At 55.9% G+C, this 24,950-nt stretch carries 17 protein-coding genes; 3 read left to right on the top strand and 14 right to left on the bottom strand.

The features are described 5' to 3' along the window. Window positions 1-71: 71 nt before the first annotated feature. The 10 genes from GW591_RS05975 to GW591_RS05930 all read right to left on the bottom strand — a co-directional run bounded on the left by GW591_RS05975 (window position 72) and on the right by GW591_RS05930 (window position 12,005). Window positions 72-1,157, bottom strand: coding sequence for an iron-containing alcohol dehydrogenase family protein (locus tag GW591_RS05975; protein ID WP_166860305.1), 1,086 nt, complete (start codon window positions 1,155-1,157; stop codon window positions 72-74). 76 nt (window positions 1,158-1,233) lie between these two features. Further along, entirely contained in the window at window positions 1,234-2,385 is a 1,152-nt protein-coding gene (locus GW591_RS05970; RefSeq protein WP_121019353.1) for an alpha-hydroxy acid oxidase, read from the bottom strand. Continuing rightward, entirely contained in the window at window positions 2,382-3,548 is a 1,167-nt protein-coding gene (hisC, locus tag GW591_RS05965) for a histidinol-phosphate transaminase (protein WP_121019354.1), read from the bottom strand. The genes GW591_RS05970 and hisC overlap by 4 nt, the downstream gene beginning before the upstream one ends. A 173-nt stretch (window positions 3,549-3,721) precedes the next feature. Beyond that, window positions 3,722-5,410, bottom strand: coding sequence for a urocanate hydratase (hutU, locus tag GW591_RS05960; protein ID WP_112152238.1), 1,689 nt, complete (start codon window positions 5,408-5,410; stop codon window positions 3,722-3,724). A gap of 57 nt (window positions 5,411-5,467) precedes the next feature. Further along, complete coding sequence (gene hutH / locus GW591_RS05955) at window positions 5,468-7,018, bottom strand: histidine ammonia-lyase (RefSeq protein WP_121019355.1); 1,551 nt, start codon at window positions 7,016-7,018, stop codon at window positions 5,468-5,470. Window positions 7,019-7,141: 123 nt separating this feature from the next. Beyond that, window positions 7,142-7,927: an ABC transporter ATP-binding protein gene (locus GW591_RS05950; RefSeq protein WP_013575474.1), complete on the bottom strand. Its 786-nt coding sequence runs from the start codon at window positions 7,925-7,927 to the stop codon at window positions 7,142-7,144. Then, on the bottom strand, window positions 7,927-8,808 hold the full coding sequence (locus tag GW591_RS05945) for an ABC transporter permease (protein ID WP_013575473.1): 882 nt from the start codon (window positions 8,806-8,808) through the stop codon (window positions 7,927-7,929). Before GW591_RS05945 ends, GW591_RS05950 begins: the two co-directional genes overlap by 1 nt. Window positions 8,809-8,825: 17 nt before the next feature. Continuing rightward, window positions 8,826-9,806: an ABC transporter substrate-binding protein gene (locus tag GW591_RS05940; RefSeq protein ID WP_013575472.1), complete on the bottom strand. Its 981-nt coding sequence runs from the start codon at window positions 9,804-9,806 to the stop codon at window positions 8,826-8,828. A 247-nt stretch (window positions 9,807-10,053) separates the two neighbouring features. Continuing rightward, window positions 10,054-10,635, bottom strand: a complete 582-nt coding sequence (locus tag GW591_RS05935) for a HutD/Ves family protein (protein ID WP_112197384.1) — start codon at window positions 10,633-10,635, stop codon at window positions 10,054-10,056. Continuing rightward, window positions 10,632-12,005 carry a formimidoylglutamate deiminase gene (locus tag GW591_RS05930; RefSeq protein WP_013575470.1) on the bottom strand — a complete coding sequence of 458 codons (1,374 nt, stop codon included), beginning with the start codon at window positions 12,003-12,005 and terminating at the stop codon, window positions 10,632-10,634. Before GW591_RS05930 ends, GW591_RS05935 begins: the two co-directional genes overlap by 4 nt. 249 nt (window positions 12,006-12,254) lie before the next feature. On the opposite strand from GW591_RS05930, the gene hutC reads away from it, so the two are divergent. The 3 genes from hutC to hutG all read left to right on the top strand — a co-directional run bounded on the left by hutC (window position 12,255) and on the right by hutG (window position 15,339). Further along, window positions 12,255-13,073 (top strand): histidine utilization repressor, encoded by an 819-nt coding sequence (gene hutC / locus GW591_RS05925; RefSeq protein ID WP_013575469.1) that lies wholly within the window; start codon window positions 12,255-12,257, stop codon window positions 13,071-13,073. 170 nt (window positions 13,074-13,243) lie between these two features. Next, on the top strand, window positions 13,244-14,506 hold the full coding sequence (hutI, locus tag GW591_RS05920) for an imidazolonepropionase (protein WP_013575468.1): 1,263 nt from the start codon (window positions 13,244-13,246) through the stop codon (window positions 14,504-14,506). Then, window positions 14,503-15,339: an N-formylglutamate deformylase gene (gene hutG / locus GW591_RS05915; protein WP_166860302.1), complete on the top strand. Its 837-nt coding sequence runs from the start codon at window positions 14,503-14,505 to the stop codon at window positions 15,337-15,339. Before hutI ends, hutG begins: the two co-directional genes overlap by 4 nt. A gap of 623 nt (window positions 15,340-15,962) precedes the next feature. Here the strand turns inward: hutG and GW591_RS05910 are convergent. The 4 genes from GW591_RS05910 to bcsQ are packed head-to-tail and all read right to left on the bottom strand — an operon-like array spanning window position 15,963 to window position 24,949. Beyond that, window positions 15,963-19,253, bottom strand: coding sequence for a cellulose synthase subunit BcsC-related outer membrane protein (locus GW591_RS05910; RefSeq protein WP_166860300.1), 3,291 nt, complete (start codon window positions 19,251-19,253; stop codon window positions 15,963-15,965). Window positions 19,254-19,257: 4 nt separating this feature from the next. Next, window positions 19,258-21,597, bottom strand: a complete 2,340-nt coding sequence (bcsB, locus tag GW591_RS05905) for a cellulose biosynthesis cyclic di-GMP-binding regulatory protein BcsB (protein ID WP_166860297.1) — start codon at window positions 21,595-21,597, stop codon at window positions 19,258-19,260. Then, a complete protein-coding gene (gene bcsA / locus GW591_RS05900; RefSeq protein ID WP_013575464.1) occupies window positions 21,594-24,209 on the bottom strand; it encodes a UDP-forming cellulose synthase catalytic subunit in 2,616 nt (871 codons plus the stop codon). Before bcsA ends, bcsB begins: the two co-directional genes overlap by 4 nt. Further along, window positions 24,206-24,949: a cellulose biosynthesis protein BcsQ gene (bcsQ, locus tag GW591_RS05895; protein WP_013575463.1), complete on the bottom strand. Its 744-nt coding sequence runs from the start codon at window positions 24,947-24,949 to the stop codon at window positions 24,206-24,208. Before bcsQ ends, bcsA begins: the two co-directional genes overlap by 4 nt. Window position 24,950: the final 1 nt, after the last annotated feature.

Genomic DNA, 24,950 nt, shown 5'->3' with positions numbered 1-24,950 from the left:
GCCGGGAGGGGGTATTAATGAAAAACCAATAAGTTAAAGCTTGCACGACACACCTGAAACTCTAAAAATCCTTAAATTCTCGCCCCCATTTCCTCCACCCTTGCAATTGCCGCATACAGCGCCTCCGCCGTCACCTGTCCCGGCATATTCGCCATATCCGGCGCATGCAGTGATGCCTGCACAATACTTTCCAGCTCATCCTCATTAAGATCGGCTATCTCACTCAAACGCAGCGGCACAGCGCAGGCTTGCGCAAGTCTGACGGCTTCCAGCAGTTCCTCATCACTGCGGTTCTCCAGCGCCAGCAGGCACAGGTTGCCGAAGCCGACCAGCAGACCGTGGCCGAATTCACGGGTTTTATCACAGACCGTGAAACCTTCATAAATAGCGTGGGAAGCAGCGGCATGTGCCCCGCTGCTCATCAGCGATGTCAGGCCCGCAAACATGAAAATAGCATCGAGTACCTGATCCAGCCCGGCGTTCGGTTTACCGGCGCGGACGGCGTCGCAGGCCACAGGGCCGTAAGATTCGATCAGGTCATAGCAGATCCGGCTGTTGGCGCTGGAAGAACGTGCGACGCCGCTCAGCTGGCCGTGATGACTGCTGATGGCACGGAATTCATACCATTTTGCCAGCGTGTCGCCAAGGCCAGCAGCCAGCCAGCGCAACGGGGCAACAGCCAGAATTTCGCTGTCGATGATCACCGAAGCCGGTGCCTGTGGCAGCGGGAATAAATCCCGGAAATGACCGTCGTCGTGGTAACGGATGGTCAGCGGCGTGACGGCGGCGCAGGTCGCGGCAATCGTCGGAATCGTCACAACCGGCACATTGGTTTCCACGCCAACGGCTTTGCAGGTATCAAGAGATTTGCCGCCACCCACACCAATCACGATATCGGCTTTTTTATCTTTAACGATTTTAGCCAGGCGGCTGATATTGCCCTCACTGCTTTCCCCGCCGAACCATTCGCTGCCAACCAGTTCCACGGCGGAACCCTCAAGCTGGTGGCGGATTTTATCCCCCACGGCGGCCAGTGCCTGATGGCCACCAATCACCAGCGCACGCGTACCCAGCAGTGCGCAAATGTCACCAAGCTGAGAGATAACGCCGGGTCCGCGCAGGATTTGCGCCGGGAAGATAATATTCTGTGCCTGCATAACTGCCTCTCCGTGATTTTTGTATTTGACGGGTCTGATGAAAATTCTCTGAAGATGCTTTTGTTATTACTTCAAATCAATAGGGTTGTTGACGCAACAAATGCGGCCCAAGCTGGCGAACCGACGTGCAGCCAAGCTGCGCCATCGTGCGGTCAACTTCCTGCAAAATAATCTCCAGTGCCCGTTGCGCGCCCGCCTCACCGGCTGCGGCGATACCATATAACATCGGTCTGCCGAGCAGCACCGCATCCGCGCCCAGTGCCAGGGCTTTCACCACGTCAGTGCCACGGCGAAAACCGCTGTCGATGAGGATCGTCGCCTGCGAACCGCACAGCTTGCGGATTTCCGGCAGCACTTCCAGTGCACTTACCGAACCGTCGAGCTGACGCCCGCCGTGATTTGACAGCACAATGCCATCGGCTCCGCTCGCAAAAGCGAGCCGTGCATCTTCCGGCGCGAGGATCCCTTTGATCAACAATGCGCCCTGCCACTGGCTGCGGATCCAGCGCAGGGTTTCCCAGTTCAGACGGGTATCCATTTGCGCTGAAAAGTAGCTCGCCCCGCCCGCTCCTCGTTGTTTATCTGCCGGAACGTAGGGTTTGAGATTGCCGAAACCAGGCATTCCTGCCGGTTTTAAGGTTCGCCAGACCCAGCCCGGATGCAGCGCGACATCAATCATGCTCAGCACCGATAGCTTCATCGGCCGCCGGTAATTACGCTTATCTTTTTCGCGGTTACCGAAATGCACCGCATCAACCGAGACCACCAGCGTGGTGCAACCGGCTGCTCTGGCCCGCTCCAGCAGGCTGGTGGTGACGCTCCGGTCTTTGAGCACATACAACTGAAACCAGTGCTGTGGCAGATTTTGTGCCGCGATTTCTTCAAGCGAAGCGGTTGAAACCGTGCTCTGGATATAGGCGATACCCGCACGTTTCGCTGTACGGGCCAGCATGGTATCTGCGCCGAAACGCAACATGCCGTTATAGCCTGTCGGTGCAATCAGTAACGGTGCAGAAAGCCGCTGCCCGCACACCGTGACGGACAAATCGCGCTGGCTTGAATCGTTCAGTACCGGTGGAATAAAGCGCCAGCGGCCAAAAACCTCACGGTTATCCTGCAGCGTTTGCTCATCATCCGCCCCGCCTTCAACATAGCTAAACGCAAAACGGGGCAAGGCGCATTTCGCCTGCCGGCGCAGATCGTCAATGTTCAGCGCAGCACGTTTCACTCCGCCTCCTCCGTCAGGATACGTTTCAGGCTGTCGATAAACTGCCGGTTATCCTGTTCATGACCGATGGACACGCGGATCCAGTTTTCATAACCGGTTTCACGCCAGGGTTTGATAATCACGCCATAAGTAAGCAAGCGTTGTGCCAGTTCCGTAGCCGGGCGGCCGCAATCGAAGAACAGGAAGTTGGCATAGGATGAGGCGACGTTAAAACCGAGCGCGGTAAGTTCGGCCGCCATGTCCTCACGCAGTGCGGTGACCAGCGCAATGCTGTCGCGGACATGCTGTTTATCCTGCAATGCCGCCACGGCAGCCACCTGCGCCGAACGGTTGATGTTGAAAGGTGTCCGCACCCTGTCCAGCAAATTCACCAGTTCAGGGTGACTGGCTAAACCATACCCCACCCGCAGCCCGGCCAGCCCGTACGCTTTCGAGAAAGTCCGCAACACAATCCACGGTCGTGGCTGCTCAGCCAGCACCAGCAGACTGTCCGGATAGGCAGCGTCGGTTTCGCAATATTCGAAATAGGCTTCGTCAATCACCAGGACGCAATCCGCTGGCGCAGCATTAATAATACGGGTGAATCCTTCCCGGTTAAGCATGCAGCCCACCGGATTGGACGGGTTGCTGAAAATCAACATTTTGGCCGGTGCGCGCAGTGCGGTTTCCCAGGCTTCAACATCAAATTCCTGCTGTGCATTCACGCCGACCATCGTGACATCCGCCCCCATCATGCGCGGGAAGATTTCGTGTAAACCAAACGAGGGGATCAGCGTCACAACACGGTCGCCGGGGTTAAGAAACGCCAGCGCCAGCATATGCAGAATGTCTTCGGAACCGTTGCCGATAACAATATTTTCGGCTGCCACGCCGGTATCCGCTGCCAGCGCGTCACGCAGCACCGCACTCGATGCATCAGAATAAATCGCACTGAAACGCGCATCCGCTTCTAACGCCACCACCACCTGCGGGCTGGCACCAAGCGGGTTTTCATTACTGGCCAGTTTGGCAATATGAGTCACGCCGTATTTTTTTTGCACAGCATCAGCCGAAAGCCCGGCGTTATAAACGCTCAGTGACCGCGCCCCGGGCCTTGCCAGATTTTTCAGAAGCTGTTGCTGCTTTTTAAATGCCGAATCAAGAACTGCCAGATCTGAAGCCATTACTTACCTCACACTGTAGATATGCTCCCGAGTATGCCGTAAATCAGCGGATTTTTACGCCACTTTTTGCAGCATTTTCCGAATGTTTTTGAAACAAAACGGGCAACGGCCTGCGCCACTGCCCGTGAGGTTTGTTCAATTTAATTTCTCAATGAATTAATCACTTACCATTATTACTTTGCGAGCATTGGCAAATTCAGGTGATGACGTTCAGCACAGTCTTTTGCCTGTTCATAGCCAGCGTCTGCGTGGCGCATCACACCGGTTGCCGGGTCGTTCCACAGCACGCGGTCAAGGCGGGCATCGGCTTCCCGGGTACCGTCAGCCACAATCACCATTCCGGCGTGTTGCGAGAAGCCCATCCCGACGCCACCACCATGATGCAGACTGACCCACGTTGCGCCGCCCGCAGTATTGAGCAAAGCGTTCAGCAGCGGCCAGTCGGAAACTGCATCAGAACCGTCTTTCATGGCTTCCGTTTCACGGTTTGGTGAGGCAACAGAACCGGTGTCGAGATGGTCGCGGCCGATAACCACCGGCGCTTTCAGCTCGCCGTTACGTACCATTTCATTGAATGCCAGACCGGCAATATGGCGCTCTCCCAGCCCCAGCCAGCAAATACGCGCCGGTAACCCCTGGAAAGCGATACGTTCGCGCGCCATGTCCAGCCAGTTAATGAGGTTTGCGTTGTCGGGGAACAGTTCTTTCAGTTTGGCGTCGGTTTTGTAGATATCTTCCGGGTCCCCGGAAAGCGCCACCCAGCGGAACGGGCCTTTGCCTTCACAGAACAGCGGACGGATATAGGCAGGCACAAAACCCGGGAAATCAAAGGCATTCTCCACGCCTTCGTCTTTGGCAACCTGACGGATGTTATTGCCGTAATCGACCGTCGGAATGCCCATCGCATGAAAATCGAGCATTGCCTGAACGTGTTTGGCCATCGACGCACGGGCAGCTTTCACCACCGCTTGCGGATCTGACAGTCGCGCATCCTGCCATTTTTCCAGGCTCCAGCCTTCCGGCAGATAGCCGTTCAGCGGGTCATGTGCCGAGGTCTGATCAGTGACGATATCCGGGCGCAGACCGCCTTCTTTTGCGCGGGCAACCAGTTGTGGCATCACCTCTGCGGCATTGCCCAGCAGCCCCACGGAAATGGCTTTTTTCTCGGCGCAGGCTTTTTCAATCATGGCCAGCGCTTCATCAATGCTGTGTGCTTTGTAATCGAGATAACGGGTGCGCAGACGGAAATCGATGCGCGATTCCTGACATTCAATTGCCAGTACGCAGGCCCCGGCCAGCACGCCCGCCAGTGGCTGGGCGCCGCCCATGCCGCCCAGACCGGCAGTCAGGATCCATTTGCCGCGCAGGTCGCTGTTGTAATGCTGGCGTCCCGCTTCCGCGAAGGTTTCATAAGTACCCTGCACAATGCCCTGCGCACCGATGTAAATCCAGGAACCGGCGGTCATCTGGCCGTACATCATCAGGCCAGCTTTATCCAGTTCGTGAAAGTGATCCCAGTTTGCCCAGTGCGGCACAATGTTGGAATTGGCAATCAGCACGCGGGGCGCATCGGTATGGGTGCGGAAAACGCCAACCGGCTTGCCGGATTGCACCAGCAGCGTTTCGTCTTCACGCAGCTTGCGTAAACTGTCAAGAATGCCTTCAAACGCCGGCCAGTTGCGCGCGGCTTTACCAATGCCGCCGTAAACCACCAGATCTTCCGGGCGCTCAGCGACATCCGGATCGAGGTTGTTCTGGATCATGCGGTATGCCGCTTCAATCAGCCAGTTCTGGCAGCTCAGTTCCGTGCCCTGTGGCGCACGAACAACGCGGGCAATGGCCGTTTTTTGTGGAGCGTTCATCATCGTTTCCTTCTCTGAAATAGGGTGTTTGAATCAATCTTTACAGGACAAAAGTCATCAGGCAAAGCTTGGCAGCAGCGCTTCAATCGCCGCAGGCCAATGCTCGCGGGAAGCCCACAGACGCATCATTTCAACGTCCGGTGCCATCAGGCGGTCTTTTTCAAGAAACGCCACGTTTTCACGGATAGCTTTCATTTCATTTTCCAGCGTCGCTGAACTTTGCAGCGGACGAAGGAAATCAATACCCTGTGCGGCGGCCATCGCTTCAATGCCCACGACCACGCTGGTGTTAAAGCACATGTCACCCAGACGGCGGGCGGCGTAGGTTGCCATGGATACATGATCTTCCTGATTCGCCGAGGTCGGCAGGCTGTCAACGCTGCCCGGATGCGCCAGCGATTTGTTTTCCGACGCCAGTGCCGCTGCGGTTACCTGCGCAATCATAAAGCCGGAGTTCACACCGCCGTCATTGACCAGAAACGCCGGTAAACCGGAAAGCCCGCTATCGAGCAGTAACGCCATACGACGCTCGGAAATCGCGCCGATCTCAGCGACGGCCAGCGCGATGATATCGGCAGCAAAAGCCACCGGTTCGGCATGGAAGTTACCGCCGGAAATCACGTCACCGTTTTCGGAAAACACCAGCGGATTATCAGAAGCGGCATTGGCTTCAATGCGCAGGATACGGGCAGCGTGGTGCAGGTTATCCAGACAAGCCCCCATCACCTGCGGTACACAGCGGATGGAATACGGATCCTGTACGCGGCCGCAATCCGCATGAGACGTGACAATGTCACTCCCGGACAGGATCTCGGTCAGTGCCGCCGCCACCCCAATCTGACCCTGCTGGCCGCGGGCTTCGTGAATGCGTGCATCCAGCGGTTTTACGGAACCTTTGATGGCTTCCAGCGACAATGCGCCCGCCACCAGTCCGGCAGAAAATACGCGTTCGGCTTCAAACAGACCGGACAACGCCAGCGAGGTGGAAACCTGTGTGCCGTTAAGCAGGGCCAGCCCTTCTTTCGGCCCAAGTTCAAATGGCTTCAGGCCTGCCGTCGCCAGACCTTCAGTCGCCGACATTTTTTCGCCTTGCGCCGTGACCTGCCCCTCACCAATCAGCATCAGGGAGAGATGCGCCAGCGGCGCTAAGTCACCGGACGCTCCCACGGAGCCTTTCTCAGGAATACACGGATAAACACCGGCATTGAACAAGGTAATCAGTGCATCGATCACCTCAATGCGGATGCCGGAATGGCCGCGAGACAGGCTCAGCACTTTGGTCGCCATCACCAGACGCACCACGTTATCCGCCAAATCCTTGCCGATGCCGACGCTGTGCGACAACACCAGATTGCGTTGCAGTTCCGCCAGACGCGCCGCCGGAATACGCGTCTGTGCCAGCTTGCCGAAACCGGTATTGATGCCGTAGACCACTTTCCCCGACTCAACAATGCGGGTGACCGTTTCCTGCGACGCCAGCACGCCAGCGCGCGCCTCCTCAGCCAGTTCAAGGCGGACATTGCCCTGATAAATCTTGCGCAGCATGGGCAGATCAACATGACCTGGTTGCAGGCGGCAAAGGGTTAACGCATTGGATGAAGAAGCCATAATCTATTCCTGTATAGACAAGTGAAACCGGAAGTAAACCCGGCTAAGGACGCAGCCCGCCGGGCATTTACGCATTACATGACGAATCTACAATCTATTCTGTACAGATGCGGGGCGGTGAAATCAGTGGTCCATTGCCTGCATCGTTTCGGTACGAATTTCTTCGGTAACCCGCGCTTTCAGCGCCATAAATTCCGGCGACGTTTTCAGGGTGTAGTCCCGCGGATGCGGGAAATTAACCGCCACTTCGGTTTTGATCCGCCCCGGCCGGGCACTGAAAATCGCCACCTTATTAGCCATGAAAATCGCTTCGTCGATATCATGTGTCACGAACAACACGGTTTTGCGCGAGGATTCCCAAATCGATAACAGCAGTTCCTGCATCATCACGCGGGTCTGATTATCCAGGGCGCCAAAAGGCTCATCCATCAGCAAAATTTTCGGGTCATTCGCCAGTGCGCGGGCGATGGCGGTGCGTTGCTGCATCCCGCCGGAAAGTTGACGCGGGAAGTGCTGCTCAAAACCCCGCAGCCCGACCTTATTAATAAAGTAGTCGCTGCGCTCTTTTTGCGCTGCCTTACTCACGCCACGCTCCTGCAAACCGAAACGGATGTTCTGTTCAACGGTCAGCCACGGAAACAAGGTATAACTCTGAAAGACCATGCCGCGATCGGCACCGGGGCCGTCTACCTGTTCACCATCGAGCCACACTTCGCCACGCGTTGGCTGATCCAGCCCGGCGACAATGCGCAGCAGCGTGGATTTACCACAGCCGGAAGGCCCGAGAATGGTGATGAAGTCGTTTTCATCAACCCGATAATCCACCGGCAACAGCGCCTGCGTTTTCTCGCCCTTCGGGCCGGTAAAAATACGTTCCACCTGACGGACACTCAGTTTCGGATGGCTCATCACAATGAACTCCATACAAACAGCCGACGGTTGGCCGCTTTGAACAACAGATCGGAGAGCAAACCAATGCAACCAATCACAATAATGCCGAAGATCATTTGCCCGGTATTGAGCAGTGCCTGACTGTTAACAATCATGTGTCCGATACCGCTCGAGGATCCGATAAGCTCCGCCACAATGACATAAGTCCATGCCCAGCCGAGCACAAGGCGCAGCAACTCAGCAATTTCCGGTGCCGCACCGGGAATGATCACCCTGCGCACCACACTCTGGTTGGTGGCGCCCAGCGTATACGCGGCTTCCACCAGGTCACGCCGCGCTGCCCCCACGGTTACCGCCACCATCAGGGTGATCTGGAAGAAAGAGCCGATGAAAATCACCAGAACTTTCTGCATTTCACCAATACCCGCCCACAGGATCAGCAACGGCACAAACGCTGACGCAGGCAGATACCGGCAAAAGGACACAAACGGTTCGAAAAAAGCTTCGATCAGTTTGTAAGACCCCATGAGGATGCCGAGCGGAACGGCAATGGCGCAGGCCAGAATAAAGCCGCCCAGCACGCGCATCACCGTCATGCCTATATCAGTCGTAAAATCAAAATCGGTAAAGAGTAAAATCCCTTCCTGCAACATGCTCGCCGGGCTGGCGAGGAATGTCGGGGAAACAAGGCCGGTAAACGTCACCAGCGCCCACACAGCAAAAAACAGCACAAAGAAACAGAACCCGAGAAACCAGCGACGCCGCGACGCGACCGGACGCAAAGGCACCATCATCGGGTTATGCCAGACTTTTTTGCTTGCCGGCAACGGTGCCGGCTCGCGTAAGGCTGACTGCGAAGTCATATGTTGTTCTGCTGTCTGGCTGACAGGGCTGTTCATATCGCGGTCCTTCATGGCTATTTCACGTACTTCGCGTCATATAACGTATTGATATCCGGCGTTTTACGCAGAATTTTCATCTCAGTCAGCAGGCGCGCAGCTTCGTTAGTGAAGGTCACAATTTCACCGCTGAAGAATTTCTGATTGGCCTCACGATCCTGCCAGCGCAGATAACTGGATTCTTCTGCAAACTGTTTGCCGGTCTCTTTCACTGCTGCGCCCATGATCTCGTTGGATTTCTCCGGTTCTTTCCTGATCATATCCAGCGCTTCAAAGTAGCTGTTCACCAGCGCCTGAGCGGCTTTAGGATTTTTATCCAGCCAGTCTGGCGTACAGCCCAGCGTGTCCATCACCATCGGATATTCCAGCGTGGTTGCCAGAATCTTCCCTTTATCCGGGCTCTGACGGATGTTGGAAAGATAGGGTTCATAGGTCACTGCCGCATCATTCTGTCCGGCAATAAAGGCATGCGCAGCGGCATCCGGCCCGAGCGTGGCGAGTTTGACGTCTTTCATCGTCATGCCGTTTTTATCGAGGATCCACGCCAGCAGGAAGTAAGAAGACGTACCCGGTGCATCCACGCTGATGGTTTTGCCTTTCAGATCGGTAATCTTGTTGATACCGCTACGCACCGCGATACCATCTGCGCCGTAAGATTTATCCAGCTGTACGATTTGTTTGATCGGCACCCCGCTGGCGTTCCAGGTTAAATAGGTTTCCACGGTGGTCGCCGCACATTGCAGGGAACCGGAAGCGATGGCCAGATGACGCGACTGCTGCGGCACCATTTTCAGCGTGACATCCAGACCGTTCTTTTTAAAGATGCCCGCTTTGTCTGCCAGGGTCAGTGGTGCGAAACCGGTCCAGCCAGAAATACCAATAGCAACCGGCGTATTCGCCGCTTGCGCCACGCTGACTGTCACACTACCCAGCGCCACTGCCAGCCCTAACAAAGACAACGAACGCTTCAGTACAGCCCTGGAAATCATGTTGCTCATCTGCCACTCCTGCCAAAGTATCTGTCTCGGGGGAAATGCCTGTGGCAGTGAAAGCCGCAGGCAAATTACGCTACTGTATATTCTTGTCTATACAAGTCAGTCGACAATATTTAAGCAAGCTTTATGCCAGTTTCTGCACATGCACTTTTACAACATTCAGCGCCGGTTATGGGACGTTTTGCGCGGGCTGATGAATCAATTCGGTGCGCGCCATGCTCCCTTTTAGCGCAATCCTGTAAGGTATTTATCAGGTGATCGCCGCCCACAACAGCAGGCATCTCTGTTGCTGAGCAACTGGGGTCAGACTCACGGAACCCTGTTGCGATTGTGCCGCTGTCTCAGACCAGTAATATCCCTCGCCCGCCCTCAGCAGCGGGCCATCCGCCAGTTGCCACATCCCGCTGATGACATAAATCACGCCACCTTTTTCCCGCGTCACCGTCAGGTGCTCGCGTGCGGCAATCACCCGTGCGGCACATTCAGTACGTCGCGTCATGATGTTAAAATCAGTTGTCACTCCTCCCATCAGGCGGGCATGGAGCGCAGTATCACCGCTGAAGGCAAAAGGCTCACCAGCGACAACGAGTAAGTGATCGACATCAGGCTGTGCCTGCAAATGCACACCTTCCCCGCTCAGCAAGGTGATGGAACGGTCAATACCGGGAAATGCCGAGAACGGGCCATCCTGTGCGATGGTGGCAATACTGGCGCGCCAGTCAAAATCATGGCCACCGGCAGGGAAACTGAAGATTTCGCGGGTTTCGCCACCGCCGTTACGCCACGGGCTGACCGGCAGGTCATCGAAGGTGAAATGTTGCCAGGCAATCATGCAACGTCCCCCGCCAGCTGACGGAGAAGCGCGAGGAAATCCGCCGCCGCAGCCTGTTGTTGTTCATGCTGGCCGTTCACAATGCGCGCAATACCGCCGACATACACATCACGGATCTGCCCGGTATTACCGGCGAACAGCCAGCGGTTGAGCAGTTCACTGTTTTTTGCGGCGGCAAGATAGGGATCCTGCCCGTCGAGCACCAGCCAGTCGGCACGATACCCCGCAGAAAGCTGCCCGATAGCCGCGCCGCAAGCCTGTGCACCGCCCTGTAATGCCTGCGTATACAGCACATCGCCTACAGAATTTTGCGCAGAGGTCGTCAGCCGGTTACGTCGCTGGTCACGCAGGCGTTGCCCGTATTCAAACCAGCGCAGTTCTTCAACCACGTTCAGGGAGACATGGCTGTCGGAACCGATCCCCCATCGACCTGACTGCGCCAGATAATCGACGCCGGGGAAAATGCCATCGCCCAGATTAGCCTCGGTGGTCAGACACAACCCCGCGACCGCCCCGCTGTTTGCCATGCTCGCCAGCTCGAAACGGTCAGCGTGCGTGGCGTGGATCAGACACCAGCGGGAATCAATATCCAGATTGTCATACAGCCAGGAAATCGGGCGCTGCCCGCTCCAGCCCAGACAATCGTTCACTTCTTTCTGTTGTTCGGCGATATGAATATGCACCGGCAGGTTTTTATCTGCGGACTGCAACACCTGCTGCATTTGTTCCAGCGTGACTGCGCGCAGGGAATGGAAGCACAATCCCTGATTTTGCAGGCTTTTACCGCTGAGTTGTTTGCGGATAATTTCCTGTTGTTTGAGGTAACTGTCCGTATCCTGAATAAACCGTTTCTGTCCGGCCTGTGCCGGTTGCGCGCCAAATCCGGCGTAACTGTAAAGCACCGGCAGCATGGTCAGTCCGATGCCGGTTTGTGACGCGGCTTCACTCAGATGGGCAGTCATTTCACCGTGGTCGGCATAAGTCTGACCGCTGATGTCGTTATGCAGATAGTGGAATTCAGCCACCTGCGTGTAACCCCCTTTGAGCATTTCGATATACAACTGACGGGCAATGACACCCACCTGCTCAGGTGTGAGGCGCTGCACCATGCGATACATCAGGTCACGCCAGGTCCAGAAGCTGTCCTGCGGATCACCGGCGACTTCCGCCAGCCCGGCCATCACCCGCTGAAAGGCGTGCGAATGGAGGTTCGGCATGCCCGGAACCACCGGGCCGGAAAGGGGAAGACACCCCTGCGCATCGTTGTCCGGGGTCACTGCAGTCAGCATTCCGGCTGCATCGACGTCCAGCCGCACGTTATGCGCCCAGCCATCTGAAAGTAAGGCGCGTGAAGCAAAATAAGCAGGCATAACAGCATCATTCCTGAACAGTAAGAAGAAACATAAATGCAATTTTACGGAAACAATTGCAAAACTTTTAACCAACTTGTCTATACATATACATATGCCTGATTGCGCTGTAAACTTGCAACAACCCTTTTTTTATAAATTTAGTTTTCCGTCACGCCCTTTCCGTTTACTTTCCACTGATGGAAAATGCCGGGCGAACAGGCAAGCTTTCCCAATATTTCTGGAATTTCATTGAGTGAGGTAAGAGACATGTCGGAGCCCACACCACTTTCTCAAAATGGTGCCGCGCCACATCAGGTCACACAACAACAGGGCGTGTCGCAGCAGACATTGTCCGAACTGGCGGCCGCGATGAGCGATACACCCGCACCGATTTATCAGCGGGTGAAACAGGCGATCATCAGCCAGATCCGCGCCGGCGTCTGGAAACCGCATCAGCGGGTACCTTCTGAAAGTGAGCTGGTCAATGAAATTGGCGTCAGCCGTATGACCATCAACCGTGCTTTGCGTGAACTGACCAGCGAAGGTTTTTTGATCCGCATGCAGGGTGTCGGCACGTTTGTGGCCGAAGCCAAGGCCTACACGCCGATGCTGGAAGTACACAACATTGCCGATGAAATTGCCCAGCGCGGTCATCGCCATGACAGCAAGATTCTGGTGTGTGAAGCGCGGCTGGCGGATGCCGATCAGGCGCTGCAACTGGGTATCGCCACTGGCACGATGATGTTTTATTCGCAAATTGTTCATTACGAAAACAACGTCGCGGTGCAGATTGAAGACCGTTTTGTGAACCCGGAAACCGCACCCGATTATCTGCAACAGGTGCTGAACAAGCAGACGCCCTATACGTACCTGATGGAAATCGCGCCGCTGACGGCGGGTGAACATCGCGTTGAAGCCATCAGTGCCAGCGATGAGCAACGCGAGCTGTTGCAACTGAATGAACATGAGCCTTGTCTCCTGATCCACCGCCGGACCTGGAGCGGCAGCCGCGTAGTGACTTCCGCGCGCCTGATTTACCCGGGTTCCCGCTATCAATTATTTGGACGTTTCACCAGCCACGGCTGATTCCGGCACACCTTAATGGCGGCTTTGTACGGCCGCTATCTCTTCGTTCAAATTTTGGAAGACGTCTCGTAATAAGAAAAAACTATCGCCGGGTGCCTTGCCGGTTTAACGGTTATGCGTTAGGTTGACTTTAGTTGTCTATACAAGATGAATTCAGCCTGGAGCCTGTCATGCCGGTAGCGATATCCCCTTCTTTTTCTTCCGAACCCCCTTCCCGTTGTGACAGCGTATGGCGCGGTGCCACGCTGGTCACCATGCAGGACGGCCATTACAACCTGATTGAAAACGGGGCGATTGCTGTCGCAGGCGGGAAAATCGTCTGGACCGGCCCTGCCGCAGATTGTCCGGTTTTCGCAGGCGCCACACAGCATGAATTCAGCGGTGGGATCATCACGCCGGGCTTTGTTGACTGCCATACGCATCTGGTATTTGGCGGCGACCGCAGCGCAGAATTTGAACAGCGGCTGAACGGCGTCAGCTACGCAGAAATCGCCGCAGCCGGTGGGGGAATTCTTTCCACCGTCAATGCCACGCGCGAGGCCACCGAAGATGAACTTCTGGCTCAGGCGTTGTTCCGCTTACAACCCTTGCTGGCCGAAGGCGTAACCTGTGTTGAGATTAAATCGGGTTACGGGCTGAGTGTAGAGAGCGAGCTGAAGATGCTGCGGGTGATCCGCCGGTTAGGTGTCATGCTGCCAGTCGAGGTGAAATCCACCTGCCTTGCCGCTCATGCCCTGCCGCCGGAATTCAAAGGACGCGCTGATGACTATATTGACCTCATCTGCGACACATTATTGCCGGTGGTTGCCAGTGAAAATCTGGCCGACGCCGTCGATGCCTTTTGTGAACATCTGGCGTTCTCACCGGCACAGGTTGAACGGGTTTTTAATGCCGCAAAAACCTTAGGTTTACCGGTTAAATTACACGCCGAACAACTGTCTTCCCTGCATGGTAGCGCCCTGGCTGCACGACATCATGCGCTGTCAGCCGACCATCTGGAATACGCCACAGCAGAAGATGCTCAGGCAATGGCCGCCAGCGGCACCGTCGCCGTATTACTGCCGGGGGCCTATTATTTGCTGCGCGAAACACAATGCCCGCCGGTGGATGAGTTCCGCAAACATCGGGTGCCGATGGCGCTGGCCAGTGATGCCAATCCGGGCACATCGCCTGCGCTTTCTTTGCGTCTGATGCTGAACATGGGATGTACCTTGTTCCGCCTGACGCCTGAAGAAGCGCTGGCCGGGATCACCTGCCATGGTGCACGTGCGCTGGGTTTACAGGACACGCACGGCACGCTGGAAGCGGGCAAAGTCGCTGACTTTATACACTGGCCACTGTCGCGTCCTGCCGGGCTGGTTTACTGGCTGGGCGGTCAGTTGCCCTGCACTGTTGTTTTTCGTGGAGAAGTACGAGGAGAGTTCCGTTCATGAGCCTTTCAACTGCCAATGTTATCGCTGAACCGTACCATTTTATCCAGGGGACAGCGCCGTTACTGATCAGTATCCCTCACGCAGGTACACATCTGACGCCAGAAGTCGCCAGCGGTCTGAGCGAAGCCGCCCTGCCGCTTTCCGATACCGACTGGCATATCCCGCAACTGTACGATTTTGCGCGCTCACTGGGTGCCAGCATTCTGGTCGGCCAGTATTCACGGTTCGTTATCGATCTCAACCGGCCTTCCGACGATAAACCGCTGTATACCACTGCCACCACGGGTTTGTATCCCGAGACGTTATTTGATGGTCGCGCGACCTTCAAACCAGGCATGACGCCGACAAATACCCAACGCCAGCAATATTTGGATCAAATCTGGCAACCGTATCACCAGAAAATCCAGTCAGAACTGGCGCGCATGAAACAGGAATTCGGTTATGCACTGCTGTTTGATGCGCATTCCATTGCATCGGTGATCCCGCGTCTTTTCGACGGCCAGTTACCGGATCTCAACCTCGGCACCAACAGCGGCGCAAGCTGTTCACCGGCGCTGAGTGAAATCCTTGAGAGAACCTGCCAGCAACAAACCCGCTTCAGCCATGTGCTTAATGGCCGTTTTAAGGGTGGATATATCACGAGGGCTTACGGCCAGCCTGATGTGGATATTCACACTGTTCAGCTTGAGCTGGCGCAGGTGAATTACATGGAGGAGATGGAGCCATTTGCTTACTCGCCTGATAAGGCGGCTGAATTGCAGGTGTTATTGAAACAGTTGCTGGAAGGAATGGTGAGATGGGGGACGGACAGGTATAAACAAAGCGCTGTTTAATTTCGCTTTTCGCTGGCCGCTAAGGGTAAAACCTGGGTTGCCACCCAGACTAGGCTTAAGGTCAAGACCGTGGGCGTCGGCCCACACCGACCAGAGACCCGGTAACGCGCGGGCCTCTGGACTCCGCGCTTTTTCACTGCGCGCTATCGCTAGTAAATCATGTTTCAGGTATCACAGTGACAGGCTGGAAATCTTGCCGCTACGCGGTGCCTTCATTTCGGGATTGCAGCCTCAGGTCTGCAACCTCTCATTCAGCAAGCTTTCTGAAACGCCCGCACGATCTTAAATTCAAAGACAGCCTGTTTTTCGTCTTTTTAATAAGTTGATTGGCGTGCTCAAAAATGGCACCGAGTGAATGGTTCGAGACCCGAGGCTCGAAACCTGAAACTCGGGAATCGCGCAGCGATGACATTTTACGCCACTCACTGTTGCTAATGAACATGTCCGTCGTGCCCGCGATAGCGCGCAGTTTAAGACGTGGGAGATCCAAGAGGGGCCCGTCATGGCCCCTTTTGGTCGGTTTCGGCGATCAAAGCAGAGTGATAGCCGTTATTAATAAACCGAAATTGTCTCGATCAAGCCCTCGCTGCAAGCGAAAAACCGCCCTAATGCCCGGTCTGGCATTATTTAAAGTCCGCATACGGCACTAACGGTTCCGGCGGCATATCCAGATCCCCTTGCCAGCCGCTCATCGAATATCTCGCGTAGAGCAGAAAGTGGCTTGGCGTGTAATCCTTCGCCTGCTGAATATCAATCCCCCCGCCGACGGTCCAGTGAGAACTGACGCGCCGTTCGAGCAGTGCCTGCAATGTATAGCCAAAACCGGATCTACTGCTGCCAGTTTCGATGGCATTTTTATCCGGTAATGAATCCGGGATCAGATTCTGGATCGGATAGCGTTTCTGATCGCTGGTTGAGGAGCGCGACCAGGAGACCGAACCGCCAAGCTGCCATGACCAGTTCTCCGTGCGCTGGCGATAACTGACCGGTACGGAGAGTGAGAAGTATTGCTGCGGGCTGTAGTAACCGCCCTGTCCCAGCGTGTAACCGCTGAGATCTTTCTGGTAATGCCAGAGCATGGAGCTGAGCCCCACCGTGGCGCGGCGGTTATCTTCGTTAATGACTTTGTAGTAATAGCCCCCCATCAGGCGTTCGCGCGTGTTGTCTTCGACATTTTCACCGGTCAGCTGATGCGCGCTGAGATCAGCCCACACGCCGTTAGCCTGCCCCTGATCGTAACTTAATCCCAGGCTGGCACCGGTCGCGCGAACGCCGCCCCAGGTGGTGCCGGTACCCGGATCTTTTGCGCCCGCGAAAGAAAGTAACGAACTGGAAACCGGACGGCGCGACACCGTGGTCGTCCAGCCGATATCGCCCCAGTCACCGCTGTAAGCCAGCCCGCCGACCCAGTCTACAACCGGGAAACCCAGTGGCGTGGTGCCTAAATCGCCTTTCCATTTGTCATTTTCCCATCCTGCGCCAAGGCTGACGCCATTGGCGTTCTGGCTGCGGTAACGGCGGCAGTTTTGATCGCTACAGGTCCCGAAACTGGCTTCGTAATTACCGTCTTCGTTATCAAAGGTTCCGGCATCCATCCGCACCCAGTCGGCCCGCAGGAATCCGCGCCCCTGATAAACCGGCATATCCGCCTGCAACATGGTGGTGTTGGCCGTGAGATCAGATTTCCCCGGCGTGCCGCTTGATGTCCACGAATCGGTGTCCAGCGTGAAATTCACATCCTGCTGACGGTACAGATCATGCGCGTCTGAACGGATACCGCGTTTCAGCCAGTCATCCGTGGCATTGTTGCGGGTCAGGCGCGTATAGCTGTCGTTATCTTCTGGCACTTTACCGGTGATGCCGCTGGCGACCATCGCCTGTGCGTAATCCTGACGCGCCGTTTGTGGCTGTCCGAGTTGCTGCTCAAGGTTGGCGGCGTTGCGATAAATCAGCGCCTTGTCTTGTCCGTCCGGCTGTGAACGCGCAGCCGTTTTCAAGGGTTGTAACAGCGCCGCCGCTTTGGTGGTTTCACCGACATCACGCCAGGCCATGGCGACCTGTCGTTGCTGATTCAGGCTGAGTTCATGCAGATCAGCCTGCTGCAACTGCTGTTTCGCCTGCGAGGTATTACCGGCAGCAAGGGAAGTATCAATGGCGGTCAGGGTTTTACCGAGCTGAATGCGCTGCGCCATTTCGCGCATGTTGTCGTCCCATTTCGCCTGCGGCAAGGTATTGAGATGGCGCAGTGCGGCGTCGTCACGATCGGAACCGGACAGATACAACGCATAAGCGTAAACCTGTTGCGGATCCACCGGACGCTTCGCCGCAAACTGTGCAAAAGCCGCATCCGCCTGCGCCGGTTCACCCGCCTCACGCAGGGCACTGGCATAATGGTAGGTCGTCCAGACATCGTCCGGATTGAGTTTCAGCACCTCGCCGTAGCGGTTCGCAGCCTGATTCCAGTTGTGTTCGGCGGCATATTTTTGCGCCTGCGCAGTGACAACGTCACTTTGCAGTCCACGCTGTTTATCGCTGAGTTTCGCCTGCGATGCACCAGGCAATGAATTAATGTAATCCAGCGCTTTTTGCGGCGACTGACGCTGATAGATATTCGCCAGCCCGCGCTGGGCGCTACTGTTATCGTGCTCCAGCTTCAGTGCGCGGCGGTAAGCCTGCTCCGCCTGCGTGTCATTTTTGCGCTCAACCGCCACATCCCCAAGCCCGATCTGCGCCCACGGGTCGCGGGAGTCCAGACGTTGCGCCTGGTTGTAAGCCGCTTCGCCCTGATCAAGCAGCCCGGTTTTCAATGCCTTATCGCCCTGCTCGATTTTCAGCCAGTAGCTGTTGGACCGGATCAGGCTGTTCCATTTACCCGCGTTATAGCCATCTGTTTCGGCGGCTTTCGCCCGCTGAAACAAAGTCAGCGCCTGCTGGCGGTTACCGGCGCGGGAATAAGCCAGCCCCATCGCACCGAGGACTTCAGCATCGTCAGGTTGCGCCTGCAATGCCTGCTTCAGCGGCGCAATCGCGCCGGTGGAACCACCATTATTAATCTGCGCCAGACCACGGAGTCGCGCCTGATAACGCGGATCGGCCAGTAACGCCTGCTGGCGCTGAAGTTCCTGCTGCGCGGCAATCACCTGCGGACCGGTGTCGAACGTGGCGATAAACTGTTGCAAGGCATCGACGCTCGGGTTGCCCACAGTCTGGTCCTTAATCTTCTGCAGCCATAAATCAGCGGCCGGAGAACGCCCTTCATTGGTGGCGGCGATTTGCTTAATCAGCCCGACAGCTTTGGCGTTATCCCCTTCGTCAAACGCCATCTGCGCCAGTTGCAGACGTAACTGCACATCACCCGGATACTGATTATTCAGCGCCTGAAGCTGTGCCTGCGCACGGGCTTTTTGCCCCGGCAGCCGCGCAATAAGTTGCCAGTATTCTACTGCCAGATCCAGCGTTGGCGGCTGGCCACCAAACAACTCATCATATTGCGCTTTGGCTTCATCGAGCCGCCCTGCCGTTGCCAGTAACCGCGTCTGCTGGAGTTTTTGCTGCATTTCCGGGGAGGCGATTTTCAGGCTCAGCTGCGCCTGCCGGTATTCATCCGAACCAGGCGAAACCTGTTTAATTTTTTCCAGTTGCTGCTGTGCCTTGGCCTGATCGCCTTCGCGGAGAAGCAAACGTAAACGGGCGGACATGACTTTCGGGTTTTGCGGATCCATTAATTCCAGGCGAAACAGGGACTGACGCACCAGATCGTCCTGATGACTGGCTTCACCGACCCGCACCTGTTCCAGTAACCATTGTTCCGGTGAAACAACGGGGGCTGCAACCGCAGGCGCAGCCAGCAAGGCCAGCCCGATCGTCAGGGCCAGTCTGCCGCGCAAAAACAGGTTTGTGCGCTGTGTGTTCACGGACTTATTCCTGGTCATCATCAGACAGACGACGACGGGCCAGAGAACGCAAACCGGTCCACAACAGGATTGCTGCCAGAATCACCACGATCACCGCCATAACCGCCAGCAATACCGGATGGTTCGCCAGGGCGTTCCATACCCGCTCCCACCACGGCAAATGGCCAGCATAATAGGTATCACCGACTTTCAGACTGCTGACGCCGGAATCACGCACCACCGCCACCGAGCCAAAGACCTGCGCCCTCTGTTTGCTATCCTGCATCGACTTGTTCAGCATTTCGAAGCCCTGCTGACCGTTTGCCATCAGCGCGACCACGCTGCGCTGATCAAAGTACGGCGACTGTAACCCGACAACCGCCGCAATCGGGCCTTGCGCACTGATTTGCGCGCTGGCATCCACCCGCGCATCGCTGGCCGGTGCCGTGTTATCCGGTAACGACGTCTGGCGGACTGGCGTATTCACCGCATCGCGCGCTGCCTCGATCAGTAAGCTGGCCTTTTTCTCATCGCGCATGCTGTCGTCACGCAAATCCGCAGGCAGATTGCCGATCACCAGCAGATCGGCGTCGGTGGATTTTGCTTTTGCCGCATCTTCGGTCAGCCCCACGCCAAGCGCCGGATAACCGGTGAGTGCGCCAATATTGCCCATCGTATCAAGCAGCGTAGTTAACTGAACCGGTTGCGGTTGCGGCTGAACCACAAGCAGCGTCTGGGATAAATCCGCCAGGCGGCTGAACGGGAAACCGGCGTTGGCGAAGGCGCGCAAGTCAGGCATCGCCATGAAATGGCGGTAACCGGAGAAGTCGATAGTGGAGCTGTCATCTATCACCACATGATTTGGCACGGTGTTATAGGTTTCACAGCGCCCTTCGGTGCCGCTCGCCAGCAGCGAGGTGTAGTCAAAATCGAAGCGCATCTGGTTAACCGCACCCAGTTTCAGCGCGGGAATATTCAGGTCTTTGCTGCCATCCAGCAGCCCCTGTAACAGGGACAGATGCAGTAATTGTGAATCTTCATCGTGTCCGGTTTTCAGGGTCAGATCCTGCACAAACTGGTTATTCAGGCTGATGCTCAGGCGAGAAGTGTTTTTCAGCTGTGGCGAGGTATAACGGTACTTCAGCCGCATATCGATACCGGAGCTGTTAATCAGGAACAGATCCGGCGGCAGATTAATGTTGAGCGTGATCGGATTCGGCTGGATGCCGTCAGACTGTAACTGTTCCGCATACTGTTTCAGTTCGCCAAAATTCATCGGGCGATCGGTACGCACCCAGTTTGGCGCGTCATACGGCTGGCGTGGCTGGATCCTGTCCACTTTATCGACGCCGATCGTTTCGCCACGAAACAGGATATTCCCCTGCGCAATGCCTTTTACTGCCGTCAGTAAGTCCTGATCATCACGACCGAGGATCAGCAGCATTTTGATGTACGGATTATCCGGGCGGCTGATCATCTGCACCACCGGCCCTTTCACCGGCGGCAATTCTTTGAGGAAATCAGGGCGTTTGCCATTGGTTGCAAACACCACCGCGTGGCCGTCCGGCAACTGGTTATACAACGTCGGGAAGGATTGCCCGCGCCACTGGGCTTTGGTGCCGAACCAGGAGGCCAGAATCGCCGCTGCCTGTTGCTGGCCGGCATCCGGAGACGTGGCAAAGACCATCGGCAGGCTCAGCGGACGACTGTCGCGCGCATCAAAGAACGGTACCGGGAAATGTGCCAGATCGTTGCTCAGCGGCAGTTTCTGATATTGCAGGCTAAGCGAACTGCCCTTGCCGATTTCCAGCCACAGGGTGGTGTTCGCCGGGTTTTCACAGACGTTCTGGTAGTGACCAATAAACTCCAGACGGATGCGGTTGAAGTCGGTGACATAACGCGGGTCAATGGTCATCTGCAGGTGATTTTTCTTGCCGAGCTGGTCTTTATCAATCACTTCAACGCCCATCAGCTGGTCGTTGAGATACACCTTAAGATGCGACTGAACCGGGATCAGCGATGGCGACGGCGTGAACTCGAGATTCAGTGTGGCCTGTGTCACGACTTCGTCACTGCGCACACCGAACTCAATCTGTCCGTTCGGCTGAATACCGCGCAAGGTGATGGCACCCGGCCGCGGTGCCACATCGGCAAACGGTAATGTCACGCTGCGCACCGGCGCACCCGGAATAATCATCGGGTTTACCGCAGGCGCCACCATCGGCAGGGTCACTTCAGGCGCAGGCGTGGCGTTGCCCGGTACAACCGGTGCAGGCGTCTGTTCACTGAAGGCCGGAGCCACAGAACCCAACGCCAATGTCATCAAGGCAGATGCCATAAAAGTGGTTAACGGAAGTCTTTTCATTGTTTTGTCATCATCAGGTTGTATTCATCAGGCTGAACGGCAAGCGGCGGATTACGCGGAGCGAAAGACAGCAGCCAGCGGCCAAACGTTCGGGTTCCGGACGCCAGCGGACGGTAGCGTTGCGGGGCGATGTCCAGCATCCGCAGATAGCCACGGATCCCCAACCCCAGCACCTCACGCAGGCTTTCCATCGGTTTGTCTTCAGGGAAGTTGTCTTCGCGTAATACCCAACTGTCGGCCCGGGCAAACGTACATTGGATGAAATCGATATGTTGTTGGGTGGTTAATGGCAGTAACTGCATGCCGATGTTTTCACCAAACACGCGGCTGATCTGCATCGGGAAGGTATATTCCTGTTGTCCACGGTGAAGCAGTAACGTGACGTTGTCACCGGCATGAAACTGGCTTGCGCTCGGGGTTTCCAGTCCGACACCGTTGTCGGAGTAGTCCTGAATGGTGCAGACATAAATGTGTCCGTCGGGTTTTAACAGTGACGCGGGCATTCTGGCTTCTACACGATGTGCCTGACGCACCTGTTTGGATTCGAACGCCACGGCAATCGCCCCGCCCAGAATAATCATGTTGTAAATCACCCACGCCATACTCACCAGCACCGTCAGGATTTCATCCGGGCGGCCATAGACAATGCGGTAGGCACCGAAGAATAAACCGGCCAGATTGAGCAACATCAGGATTTGATACGGGCGGCTGATTTTCCAGTCAACGTAAGCGTGCTTATTCAGGCCGCCTTTGGCCGTGACGTTGAAAGCCCCGGCATGCGGATTAAACAACGCCACGGTGGTCGGCCTGGCGATATACCAGGCCAGCACGGTTTCGTAGATTTCATTCCAGAACGAATGGCGGTATTTGCCCTGTACGCGGGAGTTAGTCAGGCTGGCATGGATCATGTGCGGCAAGACATACAGTGCGATGGCAACGGCCGGTGCATAAATGATGTAAGCATGCAGCAGCAGAAACGCCAGGGGCGCTGTGAGGAAGATCAGGCGCGGAATACCGGCCAGAAAATGCAACATGGCGTTGGCGTAACACAACCGTTGCGCCAGCTTCAGCCCTTTACCAAACATCGGATTGTCGAGGCGGAATATCTGTACCATGCCGCGCGCCCAGCGGATCCGCTGGCTGATGTGAGCAGAGAGGCTTTCTGTCGCCAGCCCCGCCGCCTGCGGAATACGAATATACGCCGACGTGTAACCGTGGCGGTGCATCCGCAGAGACGTGTGCGCATCTTCAGTGACCGTTTCTACGGCGATACCGCCGATTTCATCAAGCACATCGCGGCGCAATACGGCGCAGGATCCACAGAAGAAACTGGCATCCCACAGGTCGTTGCCGTCCTGCACCAGTCCGTAAAACAGTTCGCCTTCGTTTGGCGTGCGGCGCATACGGCCCAGATTACGTTCGAACGGATCGGGCGAGAAAAAATGATGCGGCGTTTGCAACATGCTGAGTTTTTTATCTTTAAAGAACCAGCCGACCGTCAGTTGCAGGAAAGAACGGGTCGGCACGTGGTCGCAGTCAAAAATCGCCACAAGCTGGCTTTTCGCCTGTTTCAGTGCGTTATTGATGTTGCCCGCTTTGGCATTTTCACGCGTTTCACGGGCGATGTATTTCACACCAATTTCATGGGCAAAATCGGCGAATTCCTGCCGGTTGCCGTCATCAAGCAGATAAATGGTCAGTTTGTCCCGGGGCCAGTCGAGACCCAGCGCGGCGTACAGCGTCGGTTTCACGACGCTGAGATCTTCGTTATACGTCGGGATCAGCAGATCCACCGTCGGCCACGTCGAGACATCTGCAGGCATCGGCACCGGTTTACGGTTGAGCGGCCAGAGGGTCTGGATATAGCCCAGCACCAGCACCGTCCAGGAATAGGTTTCCGCACCTAACAGAAGCAGGCCGCAAATCAGACTCAGCGGATCTTCCCAGTTCAGCGTTGAGGTGTAGCGCCACCATAAATAACGGCAGGAAATGGTCAGCGACAACACGATCATCATCAGCGCCGGGAAGCGGCCCGGAATACGGCGAATAATCATCGCAATGCTCCACAGCAGCACCACGAAGACGAACTGTGCGATGTAACTAAAAGGCTGAGAAATACAGAACATCGCCAGGGTGAGCGCCACCAGTGCGGTCATCCAGACCAGAATACGTTTACCGAGACGGCTCATTTTGCCGATACGGCGCGTGACCTTAATTTCCAGCGGACTGTGTGTGACCTGTTCAGGTAATAATTCGAGCCACAAATGGACTTTTTTGCGCAACTGCTGTGGCCAGCGGGTGTGAATCACACGCCCGCGCCGGCTTTCAGCAGGCAGGATGATCAGCAACCACAGGCTTTGCACGATATAGCGCAGCGGATCGGCCAGACGCGGGCGCGACGGCGAAATTTGCGGATACCAGCGGGTGCGTTGTGCTTTAACACGCTGCCAGACTGGGGATTCAAAACGCAAAAACAGCCAGCTAAGCGCCACGCAGAAAATCATTACGCCAGCGGCGGTCCGTGAGGAGTGGCTGGCGCGATAGTACCGGTAGCGGTTTTGTAATTCGAAAACTACCGGCGGCACCAGAAACAGGTTGAGCACGCGGTTCATTTTTCCGGACTCCGCCCCATTGTCTGGCTATGCACATCCCCTGAATGGCGCAAATGCAGCAGGAACCAGTTCGCCAGCGTGTTAATTTCGCGACTGATTTTACTGTTACTATTCCATTCCCCTGCCGGTTGTTTCGCCGCCAGTGACTCCGCCATGGCTTCGTCGCGGTGCAGAATTACCGGAATCAAAACGGGCAAAGTTTCCTGCCATAACAGCAAAATATCCTGCTGTAACTGACTGGAAGGAATGAACTGATTGAGCAGATAGCGCCCGTTGGCTGGCAGCACATACTGATGTAAACGGGTGTGTGACTGGGTATCGGCGTGGAGAAGCACTACCGTACTGTCGGCAATTTTTTGCGCGGTAAGCGGATCGGCTGCCGGAGAGTCGATCAGGATCCAGTCATATACGCCGGTATTTTTAAGCTGAGTGATCGCCTTTTGCCAGTCAAAATCCGGCTGACTGGCGTCGCCGGTCGTGGCATGCCCGTAAGGCAGGAAATCAAGATGAGAGTGGTAACGCAGTGCGGAGTTTTGCCACGGCTCTCCTGTATTGTGCGCATAGCGCCATCCGCGAGCCTGAGCGAAAGGCATACCAAAGTGCAATCGCAGTAAGTTTTCCGGTGAAAAGTCGATGACCAGAACCTTTTCATTTAATTGCGCAAGACCCCAGGCCAGTGCAGCCGTGACTGAAGTGGTGCCCGTACCGCCACGAATTCCCTGTAAGGCAATGACAGCCATA

This window comes from Rahnella aceris (genome assembly GCF_011684115.1).
Classification (GTDB): domain Bacteria; phylum Pseudomonadota; class Gammaproteobacteria; order Enterobacterales; family Enterobacteriaceae; genus Rahnella; species Rahnella aceris.
The sequence above is the reverse complement of the archived record's forward strand: the minus strand, read 5'-3'. Positions and strand labels throughout refer to the sequence as shown.